Below are 15,405 nucleotides of genomic sequence, written 5' to 3' on the forward strand. Positions count from 1 at the left end.
AAGTTAATATCCTGCTGCGCTGTCGTCGCCGCGTTTATCACCGGAAGCTTCCAGGTAGCGGCTTTCAGGCGCTCTTTTAATAATTTCTGTACGACCGATAGCGCCGCGTTTCACTACTTTATAACCCATTCCTTCCAGCGCCTGGATAGTAGTGTCGGGGAAATCGTTTTCCACGGCAATTTCATCCGGCAGCCACTGGTGATGGAATTTAGGTTTGTTGATAGCTTCTGATGGGGTAAGCCCAAACTCGAGTGTATTCATCAACGTTTGAAAAACGGAAGTGATGATGGTAGAGCCGCCGGGGGTACCCAGGGAATACAACACTTCGTCCTTTTGTAAAACGAGGGTGGGCGTCATGGAGCTGAGCATGCGTTTGGCCGGCGCAATAGCATTGGCTTCGGTACCTACCAGTCCGTACATATTGGGTACGCCGGGTTTTACACTGAAGTCGTCCATTTCGTTGTTGAGCAGGAAGCCAGCTTTGCCCACTACCGTTCTGCTGCCAAAGTGACCATTGAGGGTAGTGGTTACCGCTACTGCATTGCCATCAGCGTCGATGATGCTGAGGTGCGTGGTTTCCTCGCTTTCAGGAAGCGCGCCTGCTTGGGTATGTTCGCTGGAACCTGCTTTGCCGGGCGTAAAGTCCTGCATACGGGTAGCCAGGTATTTTTTGTTGGTGAGTTGGGAGATAGGCACCTTTACAAAATCGGGGTCGCCGAGAAACTGGGCGCGGTCGGCATAAGCGCGCCTTTCAGCTTCCACCATCAGCTGAACTGCCTGTGGCGACTGGAATCCCCATTGCGAGATGGGACAGTTCTCCACCATACCCATCAGCTGTTGCAGGCAGATGCCGCCGCTGGAAGGCAGGGGCATGGTTACAATCGTATAGCCTTTATAGTTAAAGGCTACTGCTGTTCTTTCTTTTGCTTTATAGTTTTTGAGATCCTGCAGGGTCATGATGCCGTTACCCCGTTTCATTTCTGCCACGATGCTGGCCGCGGTTGCTCCCTGGTAAAATCCTGCGGCTCCTTTATTTCGTATAAGCGTGAGGGTATGTGCCAGTTCTTTCTGTACCAGTGTGTCGCCGGCTTTCCAGGGTTGTTCTCTTACAAAGGCGGTTTTGCTGGTGTTCAGTCTTTCAAAATCGGCCCTGGTGTGGTTCAGTCCATTGGCTTCTGCTGCTGTGATCACGAACCCTTTCTCAGCCAGGCGGATAGCAGGAGCTATGAGTTTTGCAAAAGGCAGTTTCGCGTATTTCATGGCAGCAAATAATCCGGCAACGGTGCCAGGCACGCCTGCTGCGAGGTGGCCATCAACACTTAACTGGGTGATGGGATTACCGAGGGAGTCGAGGTACATATCCCGGTGCGCTTTTGCAGGGGCTGTTTCCCGGTAATCAATGGCGATATTCCGGCCGTTTTTGAGATGACCAACCAGGAAGCCTCCTCCGCCTATATTGCCGGCGCCGGGATATACCACAGCCAGCGCAAGCTGTGTGGCTATTGCCGCATCCACCGCGTTGCCGCCCTGTTGCAGTACAATGGCGCCTACACGGCTGGCCAGCGGATGCGCAGATACTACCGCTCCGTGCAACACTTTGATATCTTTCTCAATACTATAATCGTAAGGATGTAGTTCATCTGTTATTTGCTGGGCACAGGCGGTATGTAAAGTGCATACCGTCATCCCCAGCATGATAAGGAAACGCATGGGTATCTGTTTGGATCGAAATTAACGATATGCGGGGAATTATAGGAAATTTAATAATTTAAATGGTGTTAATAATTATCACCGGAAAACAATTCCTAACTTACAGTATCCAATAATTGCAGGCTTTCTATGCGCAGATTTGTACTAATGGCCGTTGTTATACTGGGCGCTTTTTTTGCGGATGCCCAGGTGCCAACACCCGATCAGTTTCTTGGTTATCCCCTGGGAACCCAGTTTACGCCACATTATAAAGTGGTAGATTATTTCAAACAGGTAGCAGCTACAGCGAAGAACGTAAAGCTGGAACAGTATGGCACTACCTATGAAGGCAGGCCGCTGATGATGGCAATTGTTGCTTCTCCCGGAAATATAGGCCGGCTCGATGAAATCCGGCAACACAGCCTGGATATGTCTAACGCAAAAAGCAGCAACACCGGCAACCAGCCGGTAATTGTATGGCTAAGCTATAACGTGCATGGTAATGAGGCCGTTTCCACAGAAGCATCCATGAAGGCATTATATGAACTGGTGAATAACGGGAATGCACAAACGCAGCAATGGCTGAAGAATACGGTAGTGATCATTGACCCCTGCCTTAACCCCGACGGACGTGAAAGATACGTGAACTTCTATAACAACACCCGCAGCGTTACACCCAATGTAAACCGCTGGTCGAGAGAGCATAATGAACCCTGGCCGGGCGGAAGGGCCAATCATTACTACTTTGATCTGAACCGCGACTGGGCCTGGCAAACACAAAAGGAATCGCAGCAGCGCGTAGCGAAGTACAACCAATGGATGCCACAGCTGCATGTGGATTTTCATGAGCAGGAAATAGAAGCGCCTTATTATTTTGCGCCTGCGGCAGAACCTTTTCATGACGCCATTACGCCCTGGCAACGCCAGCTGCAGGTGCTTATTGGCAGGAATAATGCGAAGTACTTCGATCAGCAGGGCTGGCTGTATTTTACAAAGGAACGTTTCGATCTGTTCTATCCCAGCTATGGCGATACCTATCCCATGTATAACGGCGCTATTGGTATGACGTACGAACAGGGCGGCAGCGGAAGGGCAGGCGTGGCCGTGCTGAAAAAGGACGGCGATACGCTTACACTGACAGACCGCATTGCGCATCATTTCACCACCAGCATGTCTACCGTGGAAGTGGCATCCCAACAGGCGGAGAAGATTATCAGCGAATACGCCCACTATTTTGAAGCAGCGCAGAAAACGCCGGGGGGCGGGTATAAATCGTACGTGGTAAAAGCCGGCGGCAATACGGAAAAGCTCAATACGCTGGCTGAACTGTTGCGTAAAAATAATATTGCGTTTGGCTTTGGCGCCAATGCCGGCAGCGCCAGCGGGTTCAACTATTTTACCGGTAAAACAGAAACGTTTACCATCGATAAAGAAGACCTGGTAATCAATGCCTATCAGCCACATTCCAATATGCTGCGGGTATTGTTTGAACCGGTGTCTCATTTAACTGATTCCGTTACCTACGACATTACTGCATGGGCGCTGCCTTATGCTTACGGGTTAACGTCCTATGCAGTGAAGCAGCCGTTAACACCAGCAACAGATGCGCCGGCAGCGCGTAACAACACGCCGTTGTCGATACAGCAACCATATGCTTACCTGGCCAGGTGGAACAGTGTACGCGATGTGAAATTCCTGTCGGCGTTACTGCAAAACGATATTAAAGTACGCTTTACAGAAACGCCGTTCACCGCAGGGGGCAAGGATTTTCCGGCAGGTACGCTGATCATTACCCGTTCGGGAAATAGTGCCAAAGGGGACCAGTTCGACCGGTTCATTACCATGCAGGCCAATCACTTTAAGATTTCACTGGAAGCAGTGGCCACAGGTTTTGTAGATAAAGGAATGGACTTTGGCTCGGATAAGATCCGGTTTATCCGCAAGCCGGAAGTAACCCTGCTGGCAGGAAGAGGCATCTCTTCACTGGGCATGGGAGAGATCTGGCATTTCTTTGAACAACAGCTTGACTTCCCCGTAACGGTAGTGGATGAACGAAATGTGGATGATATTAACTGGGACCGGACAGATGTATTGATTTTAGCAGATGGAGATTATAAAATGTTTGACGACAAAGCAGCTACCGACAAGCTGAAAGAGTGGGTGAATAACGGTGGAAAACTGATTGCACTGGAAGGTGCGGCAGCACAGGTAGCGGGTGCCGAATGGGGTATTAAACTGAAGAAAGAAGAGGAGAAAGATAAGGATGCCAAAGAGAAAGCGGCAGCGGCCCATCCGTATGATGCGGTAAAACCTTATGCCAACAGGGAGCGGGAAAGCATTAAACAGTTTATTCCCGGCGCCATTTATAAAGTGCAGCTGGATACAACACATCCGCTGGCTTTTGGCTACCCTGCTTTGTATTACACGCTGAAACAGGACGCCCATTTATATGAGTTTATTGAGAGCGGTGGCTGGAATGTAGGCGTGTTAAAGAAAGACAGCTACCTCACTGGTTTTGTGGGAGCATCTACCCGGCAGCAGTTGAAAGACGGATTGTTGTTTGGCGTGAAAGAAATAGGTAACGGAGCGGTTATCATTCTTGCAGATAATCCTTTGTTCAGAAGTTTCTGGGAAAATGGCAAGCTGTTGTTTAGTAATGCAGTTTTCCTGGTAGGGCAATAGTTTTAAAGGTTTCTTTTTATGTTGCATCCCAGGCTATGGGAGGTGTTTATGCTAACGGGTTTACCAGCCAGCATTTCATTGATGGCATTTTGGAGGAAGCGCGTTTTTACAGCGTCTGCATTACCCGGACTATCATCAATTCCTCCCTTATAAGCGAGCCGGTTTTTTTTATCAAACAGGAAGCATTCGGGCGTATGGTTGGCGTCGAAAGCATTGGCCAGCACCGCATTTCTATCTATCACATAATACCAGCTGAATTGCTGTGAGGATGCGTACTGCTTCATGGCGGCAAAGGATTCACTGCCGGTACGCGCGGCTTCATTTGAGTTCACCATAATTACGCCGATCTTGTTTTTTGATGCATACTGGCAGATGTTACGCAGCCGCTCCTGGTTGCGCAGCATGTACGGACACTGATTACTGCCAAAGATGACCAGTAACCCATTAGCGCCTTTTGCTGCGGCTAATGAAATCTCTTTTCCGGAAATATCGGTACAGGCAACTTCTGATTTTGGTAAGGGAGATCCTGGTTCCAGGGGAATTTCCCGGGTTGGATGAAAGGAAGAAAGTAAAATAGTACAGCAGGATAAATAAAAGGTGGCCTTAATCATAGCAAATGGTTTTCAGGTCCTGACTAAATATAGTAAAATGCTACAGGATATTCTTGCCTTTTTTTCAGGCAAATAATCGTTTAAGATATAATAAAAAGGAATAAGATAAAAATATTTATCAGGTAATAAAAGAAACGCACTGATAATCTGTATTATGCGGGGAGGGATGCTTCTTTCCTTGCGTCGCTGACGGTTCTGATGCTGGCATTCAGTTCAAATCCAACGAGGAGGATAAAGGAGTTGAAGAACACCCACAGCATGAGTACGAGGATGGTACCGATAGAGCCATAAATTTTGTTGTAGTTACCAAAATTATTCACGAACCAGGAAAATCCGACGGTAACGAGGATCATGCATATAGTGGCTACGGCGGCGCCGGCGGTAATGAATTTCCAGCGGGTGGTAGTAGCGGCGCCAATCCGGTACAGTACTGCGTTAACCGAGTAAAAAAGCATAATGATCAGTACCCACCGGGCTATATCGATCACGTTCCGCAATAATGTACTGTGGATGCCAATGATATTGAACAGCCAGCGGAGGGTGGCTCCCTGTGCAATGATAAGGGCAACTGTAATGAGCAGCAGGAAAACCAGGATGGCAGTAAGTTGCAGGGCTATCAGCCTGTTTTGCCACCACTTTCTTTTCCGGAAGCCGGCGCCCTGTATTTTACTGAAGGAGCGGAGGATGCCCATTACGCCGTTGGAGGAATAGAAGAACCCCATCAGGAAGGCGATAGAGAGCAATCCGTTGCGGTGTGTGTAGAGGAAGTCGTGGATCATTCCCCGCACAATCATGTAGGTGTTGTAATTGGGGGTAAGATCTTCTGCCAGGTCGTAGAGGGTGGGCTCTATGTTTTGTACCGGGATGTAGGGCACCAGTGTGAACAGGAAGATGAAAAACGGTGGGATGGCCAGGAGGAAGTTAAAGGAAATGGCCCTGGCCCGGTCTCCCAGTCCACGGCTTTTGGTTTCCTGTCCGAAATGTTTTAGTACGTTGTATAACGGGATGCCTTCAAACCCGGGAAGGATCAGTGTTTTAGTCCTTTCCACCAGCCGGCGGTAGGGTTTTGAACGGAAGATGATGTTTTCGGGTTTGAAGGCCAAATTTGTTATTTTATTTAGAATCCTCTTTTATTCAGTTCTGCCTGGTATTTTCTTGCGTTTATCAGGTGCTCGGCATAGGTGGCTGCGAAAGCATGATAGCCGGAGAAGTCGGCTCTGGCACAAAAATAAAGGTAATCTGTTTCCGGAGTATTCAATACGGCATTTAAAGTTTTTTCCGAGGGGGTACAAATTGGTCCCGGAGGTAATCCCGCATAACGGTAAGTGTTATACGGAGAATCGAAGAGGGTATGATTTTCCCGGATCCTTTTCAGTCCGAAGTCCTGCAGTGCAAACTTCACAGTGGGATCTGCCTGGAGGCGCATGCCTTTCCGGTAGCGGTTGAGGTATACGCTGGCGACTATTGGCTTTTCGTCGTTTTTATTGGTTTCTTCTTCTACAATGGAGCTGAGAATGGTTACTTCATTGGCCGAGAGTCCAAGTTTAGCGGCTTTTTCTTTTCTTTCCGGCGTCCAGAATTCTTCCCTTTCTTTTTCGATCTTTTTAAATACGGCTTCTGCGCCGGTATTCCAGTAAAACTCAAAAGTATTGGGGATGATGGCGCACATCACGGTGTTGGTGTCCAGGCCAAACTGGCGGAGGTATACCGGGTCATTCATCAGGGAGCGCATTACATTGGAATCTGCTTCCAGGTTGTTGGAGATTTTCCTGACGAAATCGTTTTTAGTGCGGAGTTTATTGATAACGAGTACTACCGGCGTTTGTTTTCCGGCGCGGAGCATGCGGGCAATATCGAAGTTGCTCATGCCGCGTGTAATTTTATAGCGTCCTGCTTTTACGCGGTTGGGGTAGTCCAGTTTTTCCGCCACCCAGTTAAAGCTGTTGCGGTTGCGGATAATGCCTTGTTCTTCCAGTCCGTCGAGTACAGCAGTATAGGTGCTGTTGGTGCGCACATAAAAGTATTTGCTGTCGCCGAAGGGTTTGGTATTGGGGCCAAATATGCGGTAAGAGGTGTATACCAGTGCACCGGCTGCCAAACAGCCGGCAATGACCAGTATCCGTCTTATCCAGACAGATTTTGCGCTGGATTGTTTGCTTTTCTTCGCCATAGATAGTGTTGGAAGTTACAAGTGGGCAAAGGCGTGATCAGTCAGGTTTTTCAATTGCTCCGCCGGATGCCATTAAAAAAAACCTCGCTTTTAACGGCGAGGTTTCAAATATTATTATTCCGATAGTGTTAATTACTTGTTGGGAGCGGGAGCCGGCGCCGGAGCAGGTGTAGTACCTGGTAACGGAGTTGACTGTGCCGGAGGCGCAATTGGCTGGCCTGCGGATGCTTTTTCCACTGCACTAGGCGCTACCTGCTGAACTTTGCTGCCTTTACCAATAAAGAAAGGAGCAGTCAGGCACAAGATGGCAATCAGTGCCGCCAGTATCCAGGTACCTTTTTCCAATACGTCAGTTGTCTGACGCACCCCAATCACCTGATTTCCAACACCACCGAGGTTGCCGGAGAGTCCGCCACCTTTTGGGTTCTGGATCAGCACGAAAAAGCCCAACAACACACAGGCTAATATGATCAGGATACCAAAAATTATCAACATAGAAATTACTGTTTATTTTTATCTGTTTTTGACTTTAGGTCTAATATCTTTTGCGCAAAATAAGCGTTTTTGTCGGGATTAAGCAAACTTAATTTTTGATATATCTTAATCGCGTTGCCATACTGCTGCTGGCGTACCCAGATTTCAGCCAGGGTTTCAGAAACGATATCATTGTTGAATACGATGGAGTCCATCGCCATTTTTTCCACTGTTTCAGAAACTTCCGGTTCTTCGTCTTCTTCATACATCCGGTGTAACTGCTGGTGATACCAGTCTTTGCTGGTTTTCCCGGCAAAATTGTCCTTCATTTGCCGTAACCAGGAGGTAAAACTCTTCATTTCTGCCGCTCCCTGTTCGTTTAAATCATCTGCTTCTTCAGGATTTTTGAGCCTTTTGTAAGCAAAATAATCGTCCGTGTATAAAGGTTGAAAGATCAGTTCCGTTTCTTCTTCGGCTGCTGCCATCGGGAATATCTTAATAGGCCCGGAGGAAGTTGATTCCTCCTCTTCGTTTGCAGCCTCCACATGATCCTGCCCGTTTGTGGCGGCCGGCATCGCTACCGGCGGTGGCAGTACTTCCGTGGTGGCACTATGATTGGCTGCGCCGGGTTCAAAATCGGCGATGGCTATGGGCGCCTCCCTTTCGGGGGCCGTGGTATGATATTCTTCTTCCGGTTCAGCAATTATTACCGGTTCTTCTGCTACCTCCGGGAGTGCATCTTCCGGAATAACGGCGGCTACGCGGTTTTCTACCACCTGTAACACCCGTTCTGCTGTAATCAGCTGATAAGCATAGTGATGCTGATCTGAGTACAGGAGTGCTTTTTTTACAGCGGGGTGATGAAGGTTGCCGGTTTGCTGGTATACTTTTTTTGCCAGCAGGAGGCGGGCTGCGGAAAAATATGGGTGATCCGCTACCAGTTGCTCCATTGCTGCTTCATTTACCAACTCCAGGGAGGGTTGTAGAAACACATGTGCTATAATCCTGTTTGCCGTCATAGGTTGCTAATGTAATAAATTAATGATTACACACTACCAGTTTGCAAAAGCCCTGTTGAAGATATCATCTGTGATACCGGGAATAATATTGCTTTCCAGCAGATTGTTTTCCACGGTGCTGGGCAATTGCGTGGCCGGGAACTCTGCGGAACGGGAAAAAGATTGGGTAAAGCCTTTTTTATCGCCGATCCTTTTAATGAAAGTAACGTTTACGGTAACATTCAGCCTGGAAGTAGCTGCCTGGTCAACGTTGGTTACCGCGGCATTGGAAAAGGAGTAGCCGGTAATGGTGGCTTTGAACTCATAATCGGCGCGGGGTTCTGTTTCGTTCACCTGTGTAAGACGGGTTTGTGAAGTGATCTTATCACGCAGTTTCATCGTCAGCTTCTGGCTTAAAGTCGGGTTATTGATGGGCGCCCTGTTTTCAATAAAGCGAACGTTCACGGTGCTGGCTCCCTGTTCTATACTGGCGCCGGTGGTAGAGTACTTTACGCTGCAACCTGCCAATATTGCCATCATGCCGATGGCTATAAATACTTTGATATTGCGGATCATTATGGTGCTAAGATTAAGATTCGTTTATTCAGCGATATTATATTCTTTGAGTTTGCGGTAAAGCGTTCTTTCGGAAATACCGAGGTCCAGTGCGGCATCCTTACGTTTGCCTTTGTGCTTTTTCAATGCTTTCACAATGAGCTCTTTCTCTTTGTCGGCAATAGATAATGTTTCTTCTACTTCTTCGTGATGATCAATTTTATTATCCGGCAGGATGATGGGCTGTTGCGCCGGTCCCAGTCCTGCGCCGGGAGGCGTATTCATTTCTGCAGCGCCGGGATAGCTGTGCAGCACGTGATTATCGGCATGATATTCGGCTGCATGGGCCATATTCGGATTTTGCAGGATGTCGAAGAACATTTTCTTTACTTCTGTTACATCTTTCTTCATATCGAAGAAAAGTTTGTACAGGATATCCCTTTCGCTGTTAAAATCGCTGTTCTGTTGCGGCGCTGCCAGCATAGGCAGGCGGTTTACCTCCGGCTGATCGGGGAGGAATCTTTTCAGATCATTGGCAGTTACCAGTTTATCAGAAGATAGAACGGAAATTTGTTCTGCAATATTTTTCAGTTCGCGGATATTACCTCTCCAGGGATAGTTCACCAGGATATTACGGGCTTCTTCATCCAGTTGTATCGAGGGGGTTTTATATTTTTCGGAGAAGTCTACCGAGAATTTCCTGAACAGTAAGGGAATATCTTCTTTACGGTCGCGGAGCGCAGGCACCCGGATGGGCACTGTGTTGAGCCTGTAGTAAAGGTCCTCGCGGAATTTGCCCTGTTGGGTGCGTTCCAGCAGATCACGGTTGGTGGCGGCTACTACCCGCACATCTGTTTTTTGTACTTTGGAGGAACCCACGCGGATATATTCACCGGTTTCCAGTACACGGAGCAGCCGCGCCTGCGTACCCATTGGCATTTCCCCGATTTCATCGAGGAAAATAGTGCCGCCGTTAACGGTTTCAAAGTATCCCTTACGGCTGTCTACCGCGCCGGTAAACGACCCTTTTTCGTGGCCGAAAAGCTCGGAGTCGATGGTGCCTTCAGGAATAGCGCCGCAGTTAACGGCAATAAATGGATTATGTTTACGTGCGCTCAGGGCATGAATGATCTGTGAAAAAACCTCTTTACCAACACCACTTTCACCGTTAATGAGTACCGTGAGATCGGTATTGGCTACCTGAACAGCCACCTGCAAAGCGTAATTGAGTGCAGGACTACTACCAATAATGCCAAACCTGTTTTTTATAGCCTGTATGTCCATAAGCGGTTATTCATATGTTTGATGGTTTAAAATACAGACAGCATATTGCTATCTGTTATTGTACTGCTTTCCCGATCAAAGTACCTGATGTGCAGCTTTCCACTTTAACCATTACGTAATCGCCTTTTTTAAAGTGTTCCTTTGGAAACACGATTACCTTGTTCTGATCATTGCGGCCAAAAAGATGCTCATCGGAGCGTTTGGAAGTGCCTTCCACCAGCACTTTGAAGGTGTTGCCTACTTCTTTCAGCATGTTTTCCTGCGAGATGTCGCGGTGCAGCGCCACTACTTCCGCCAGTCTTCTTTTCTTTACTTCTTCCGGAATATCATCTGTATACCGGCGTTCAGCCAGCGTACCCGGACGTTCGGAGTAGAAGTACATATAAGAGAGGTCGTAGCGGGCATAGCGCATTAAACTGAGCGTTTCCTGGTGATCATCTTCGGTTTCGGTACAGAAGCCGGTGATCATGTCGGTAGAGAGTCCACAGTCGGGGATCAGTTCACGGATGCGGTCCACCTTTCTGATATACCATTCGCGGGTATACGTACGGTTCATGAGCTGCAATATGCGTGAGCTGCCGCTTTGCACGGGCAGGTGAATATAGTTGCAGATGTTATCGTACTTCAGCATGGTGAAGAGTACTTCATCTGTAATGTCTTTTGGATGGGAGGTGCTGAAACGTACGCGCAGCAAAGGATTGATGAGCGCTACTTTTTCCAGCAGCATGGCGAAGGTGATGGTTTCGCTGCCGTCGTTGCTGGTCCAGTAGTAGGAATCAACGTTCTGGCCCAGGAGCGTTACTTCGCGGTAGCCATTGGCAAAGAGGTCTTCCGCTTCCCTGACAATAGAATAGGCGTCGCGGCTGCGTTCACGGCCGCGGGTAAATGGCACCACGCAGAAGGAGCACATATTATTACATCCCCGCATGATGGATACAAAGGAGGTAACCCCGTTGTTGTCCAGTCGTACCGGGCTGATATCCCCGTAGGTTTCTTCACGGCTCAGCAATACATTCACCGACTTCTGACCGGTACCTGCTTCTGCGATCAGGGCAGGGAGGCTACGGTAGGCATCGGGGCCTACCACCAGGTCTACCAGTTTCTCTTCTTCCAGCAGTTTACCTTTGATGCGTTCGGCCATACAGCCTAAAACACCCACCAGCATGCCGGGGGTTTGCTGTTTTATTTTTTTGAATTCGGTCAGACGTTTACGTACGGTTTGTTCCGCTTTTTCGCGGATAGAGCAGGTATTGAGCAGTATCAGGCTGGCTTCTTCCGCGTTGCGGGTGGGGCCATAGCCTTCCTCGCCCAGGATGGAGGCAACAATTTCACTATCGTTGAAATTCATTGCACAGCCATAGCTTTCAATGTAAAATTTTTTAGTATATGTTTGGGCGCCAGTCGTTGCAGGAACAAAAACTTCTCCCTGGCGACTTTCATCATGCACTTTGGTATCCAGATCAAGCATCCTGACAAAAATTTTGGAAGGCAAAAATAGGTAATAAAAATAACAAAATGACAGAATGGCAGAAAATAGTATTTCCGGATGATTAATGTGCTTTTGCAGATGTGTTACTAATACATCTTATATAAAAGGACATTAATGATCCGGAAACAGTGAATGGTTTATGCCTTATACCCGACGTATCCACGGAGTATCCCCGAAGGAAAGGTGGACTTGAAGCGCTAACGCCCGCCGGGACTGAATTACGCGGTTTTTACCCCCAGCTTCTTCGCAATCCAGCTGTTTTTCAGCGGCTGCAGCCATTGGGTATCCAGTTCCTGCCTTGTGAGTACGGTATTATTCAGGTAGATGGTATTTTCATCGATATAACCTTTCTCCAGCGCATAGGCGACCTGGGCCATAGGCAATAGCTCTACTTTATCTTTTACGATGAAGCCCAGCAGGAGGCGGTCGAACATATTAACGCTGTACTGCTGCTCTATACTTTTGATAATGCGAACGGAACTATCTGTACTGCAGCCACTTACGGTGGTCTGCGATTCATCTGCCATCAATACGATCACCTGGTTCAGCACTACCTGTCCCCAGCCTTTTACGGGAGCGCCGTGGGCGTTCCACTGTGCGGTGAACTGGTGCAGCTGTTCGTTAATTTCCAGTATCTCCTGTTCATTGAATGGTCTGTTGCTCTGGTATATCCAAACCCTGGAGGCGGGAGAAAAGCCTGCAGGGAAGATGTTGCTGGTGTTCATAACACAAATTTAGGTAAATGGATTCATTTCATGCTCTCTGCGATCAGTTCTGCGATATCCAGCACCTCTACGGATTCTTCCTTGCCGGCGTCTTTTACGCCATCGGTGAGCATGGTCATACAAAAAGGACAGTTGGAGGCGATTACCGCAGCCCCGGTGGCTACTGCCTCACGTCCGCGCTCAAAGTTAATGCGGGTGGCGCCTTTTTCCTCCTCCTTGAACATCTGGGCGCCACCGGCGCCGCAACAGAGGCCTTTGCTTTTGCAGCGTTTCATTTCCACGAGTTCGGCATCCAGTGTTTCCAGTACTTTACGGGGCGCTTCATATATATTATTGGCGCGGCCCAGGTAACAGGAATCATGATAAGTAATTTTTTTGCCTTTGAAGGCGCCGCCTTCCTGCATCTTTATTTTTCCTTCATCGATCAGCGACTGGAGGAAGGTGGTATGATGTATTACTTCGTAGTTACCTCCCAGTGTGGGATATTCATTTTTCAGTGTATTAAAACAATGCGGGCAGGCAGTAACGATCTTTTTTACTTCATACATATTCAACAGCTGGATATTATTCTGCGCCATCATCTGGAAAATAAATTCATTTCCCGCTCTTCTTGCCGGATCCCCGGTGCAGCTTTCTTCTTTTCCCAAAATGGCAAAACGGACGCCCACTTTTTCAAGGATGGTAGCAAATGCCCGGGTTATTTTCTGGGCACGCTGATCAAAACTCCCTGCACATCCCACCCAGAACAACACTTCCGGGGTTTCACCGTTTGCGGCATATTCTGCCATTGTCTTAATATGCATTCTTATTATTTTAAATTAATACCTAAAATGATTGCATGCAATCAAATGAAAAGCCGAAAAGTCATGCAACTGTCTAAAATTCCGGTGTGTCCTTTAAATTCCGACACTTGCTTACTATTATTACTGTTTATATCTTTAAGACGAATTGAATATAAAGATAAAAAATAGAACCGCACAAATTTTAAATCAAACTGAATTGTACGCCAGCCTGAATGATAAGGAGCTATGGATCAAGGTAGTGGAAGGCGATAAGGATGCATTGTCTTTCATTTATACACAGCATTTCCCCGCACTGTTCAACTATGGAATGAAGATTCATGCAGATGAAACCATCGTAAAAGATTGTATCCACGATCTTTTTGTGACACTCTGGTTCAGCCGGGAGCGTTTATCCATTACTGATACCATCCGTTTTTACCTGCTGGCCAGTCTTAAAAGGAATATCCTCCGCAGCCTGAAGCCCCTGTATATTCCCAGCATGTTTGATCAGTCGATGGACAGGGCCGATTTCAGCACCAACCCCGAACAGATCATCATGGGCCGGGAATCGGAAAGGGAGCGGCAGCAGAAGCTTGTAAAAGTGATCAACCAGTTGCCACGGCGGCAGCAGGAGGTATTGCACCTGCGTTATTTCCAGGGACTGGATACAAAAGAAGCCGCCGCGCTGATGTCGCTCAGCGTGAACGCCACCTATGTGCTGCTGTCGCAGGCGCTGCGCTTCCTGAAAAAGCACAGCGACAAACTGGTCACCCTCTTTGTTATGGCCATTTTAAAGAGTGTTTAACAGACAATTGAAAGGCGGCGGAAAAAAAATAAAAAAAAGTGGCGCCGGAACGCTAAGATTTTAACACCGGTTTACTTTACACTATAAGTATTGAAGATGAGATTCAGGGAATTCACTATTTCAGATTTTTTGCAGGAACCTTCTTTCCGGAGCTGGGTGCTGGATAACGACGCCAGCGCTGCCGCTTTCTGGGAGGAATGGATGGGCAGTAATCCGGATAAGCGTGAAGCCGTAATGCAGGCCAGGCAATGGTTGCAGGTAATTGGCTCCCCTACCTGGGCGCCAGGCGCCGCCGCAGCACCGGATACCTGGAACCGCATTGTGCAAACCATCGATAAAACAGAAAAATCCGGCAAACCGGGCCTCTTTGCCCTGCAGCCGGTAATGAATACCATAAAGAACAGAAGATGGCTGCCTTACGCCGCGGTGCTGGCGGGTATTGCAGTATTGTATGCCGCCGCTTTTTTCGTGTTCTCCGGCGGTGAAGTACATCAGGCTACCGCGATGGGAGAACTGAAAACCATCCTGTTGCCCGATAGCTCGGAGATCCGGCTCAATGTGAATTCATCGGTGAGATACGCGGATAAATGGAATGCGAAAGATGCCCGTGAAGTATGGATTGAGGGAGAAGCATTTTTCACGGTAACGCATAAACGCAATAATCAGCGGTTTGTAGTGCATACGCGCGACATGGATGTGCAGGTAACCGGTACCGCTTTTAACGTTAACACCCGGCGTGTACAAACACAGGTAGTACTGAACAACGGCGTGGTGAAACTGGCGCTGCATCCCCGCGGAAGCGATACCGCAGCATCTATCATCATGAAGCCGGGCGACATGATCACTTACTCAGCCACCACCAATGAGCTGACCAATAAAAAAGTAGACCCGGAAGTATATTCTTCCTGGCAAAGTAAAAAGTTATTATTTACGGATACGCCAATTACGGAGGTAATCAAATCCCTGCAGGATAACCTGGGCATCACTATTGAGCTCCAGGAGGAAAGCCTGGGCAGGCAAACATTTACAGGAACAGTACCTACAGATAATGTAGCCGTATTTTTCAGGACATTATCCAGATCGTTACAGGTAACCGTTACAAAAACGGGCGCCCATACATACAGGATCAACCAACAATAGT

Annotated in this window: 14 protein-coding genes; 3 read left to right on the forward strand and 11 right to left on the reverse strand. The window is 48.0% G+C overall.

All coding sequences use genetic code 11. The features are described 5' to 3' along the window. Nucleotides 1-3: 3 nt before the first annotated feature. Nucleotides 4-1,710 carry a gamma-glutamyltransferase gene (gene ggt / locus ACMXI2_RS05435; RefSeq protein ID WP_483780684.1) on the reverse strand — a complete coding sequence of 569 codons (1,707 nt, stop codon included), beginning with the start codon at nucleotides 1,708-1,710 and terminating at the stop codon, nucleotides 4-6. Nucleotides 1,711-1,839: 129 nt separating this feature from the next. Here ggt and ACMXI2_RS05440 point away from each other — a divergent pair, with 129 nt between their 5' ends. After that, a complete protein-coding gene (locus tag ACMXI2_RS05440) occupies nucleotides 1,840-4,371 on the forward strand; it encodes a M14 family metallopeptidase (RefSeq protein ID WP_483780685.1) in 2,532 nt (843 codons plus the stop codon). Between the two features lie 2 nt (nucleotides 4,372-4,373). Here the strand turns inward: ACMXI2_RS05440 and ACMXI2_RS05445 are convergent, their stop codons facing one another. The 10 genes from ACMXI2_RS05445 to ACMXI2_RS05490 form a co-directional block, all read right to left on the reverse strand. Continuing rightward, on the reverse strand, nucleotides 4,374-4,982 hold the full coding sequence (locus ACMXI2_RS05445) for a redoxin family protein (protein WP_483780686.1): 609 nt from the start codon (nucleotides 4,980-4,982) through the stop codon (nucleotides 4,374-4,376). A 152-nt stretch (nucleotides 4,983-5,134) separates the two neighbouring features. Continuing rightward, the gene (locus ACMXI2_RS05450; RefSeq protein WP_483780687.1) at nucleotides 5,135-6,085 is read right to left on the reverse strand and encodes a YihY/virulence factor BrkB family protein; all 951 of its coding nucleotides are present in this window, start codon (nucleotides 6,083-6,085) and stop codon (nucleotides 5,135-5,137) included. 14 nt (nucleotides 6,086-6,099) lie between these two features. Continuing rightward, entirely contained in the window at nucleotides 6,100-7,152 is a 1,053-nt protein-coding gene (mltG, locus tag ACMXI2_RS05455) for an endolytic transglycosylase MltG (protein ID WP_483780688.1), read from the reverse strand. 132 nt (nucleotides 7,153-7,284) lie between these two features. Further along, a complete protein-coding gene (gene secG / locus ACMXI2_RS05460; protein ID WP_079468561.1) occupies nucleotides 7,285-7,647 on the reverse strand; it encodes a preprotein translocase subunit SecG in 363 nt (120 codons plus the stop codon). A gap of 5 nt (nucleotides 7,648-7,652) precedes the next feature. Beyond that, nucleotides 7,653-8,645: a hypothetical protein gene (locus ACMXI2_RS05465; protein ID WP_483780689.1), complete on the reverse strand. Its 993-nt coding sequence runs from the start codon at nucleotides 8,643-8,645 to the stop codon at nucleotides 7,653-7,655. A gap of 33 nt (nucleotides 8,646-8,678) precedes the next feature. Further along, on the reverse strand, nucleotides 8,679-9,200 hold the full coding sequence (gene lptE, locus ACMXI2_RS05470; protein WP_483780690.1) for an LPS assembly lipoprotein LptE: 522 nt from the start codon (nucleotides 9,198-9,200) through the stop codon (nucleotides 8,679-8,681). A gap of 24 nt (nucleotides 9,201-9,224) precedes the next feature. After that, nucleotides 9,225-10,463: a sigma-54 interaction domain-containing protein gene (locus ACMXI2_RS05475; protein WP_079468558.1), complete on the reverse strand. Its 1,239-nt coding sequence runs from the start codon at nucleotides 10,461-10,463 to the stop codon at nucleotides 9,225-9,227. A 55-nt stretch (nucleotides 10,464-10,518) separates the two neighbouring features. Then, the gene (gene miaB / locus ACMXI2_RS05480) at nucleotides 10,519-11,931 is read right to left on the reverse strand and encodes a tRNA (N6-isopentenyl adenosine(37)-C2)-methylthiotransferase MiaB (RefSeq protein WP_483780691.1); all 1,413 of its coding nucleotides are present in this window, start codon (nucleotides 11,929-11,931) and stop codon (nucleotides 10,519-10,521) included. 239 nt (nucleotides 11,932-12,170) lie between these two features. Continuing rightward, nucleotides 12,171-12,677 carry a hypothetical protein gene (locus tag ACMXI2_RS05485; RefSeq protein WP_483780692.1) on the reverse strand — a complete coding sequence of 169 codons (507 nt, stop codon included), beginning with the start codon at nucleotides 12,675-12,677 and terminating at the stop codon, nucleotides 12,171-12,173. Nucleotides 12,678-12,700: 23 nt separating this feature from the next. Further along, nucleotides 12,701-13,480: a (Fe-S)-binding protein gene (locus ACMXI2_RS05490; RefSeq protein ID WP_483780693.1), complete on the reverse strand. Its 780-nt coding sequence runs from the start codon at nucleotides 13,478-13,480 to the stop codon at nucleotides 12,701-12,703. Nucleotides 13,481-13,676: 196 nt separating this feature from the next. On the opposite strand from ACMXI2_RS05490, the gene ACMXI2_RS05495 reads away from it, so the two are divergent. Next, on the forward strand, nucleotides 13,677-14,264 hold the full coding sequence (locus ACMXI2_RS05495; protein WP_483780694.1) for an RNA polymerase sigma factor: 588 nt from the start codon (nucleotides 13,677-13,679) through the stop codon (nucleotides 14,262-14,264). 96 nt (nucleotides 14,265-14,360) lie between these two features. After that, nucleotides 14,361-15,404 (forward strand): FecR family protein, encoded by a 1,044-nt coding sequence (locus ACMXI2_RS05500; protein ID WP_483780695.1) that lies wholly within the window; start codon nucleotides 14,361-14,363, stop codon nucleotides 15,402-15,404. The last annotated feature ends 1 nt before the right edge of the window (nucleotide 15,405 follow it).

This window comes from Chitinophaga sp. G7 BAM 1005, from assembly GCF_057126945.1.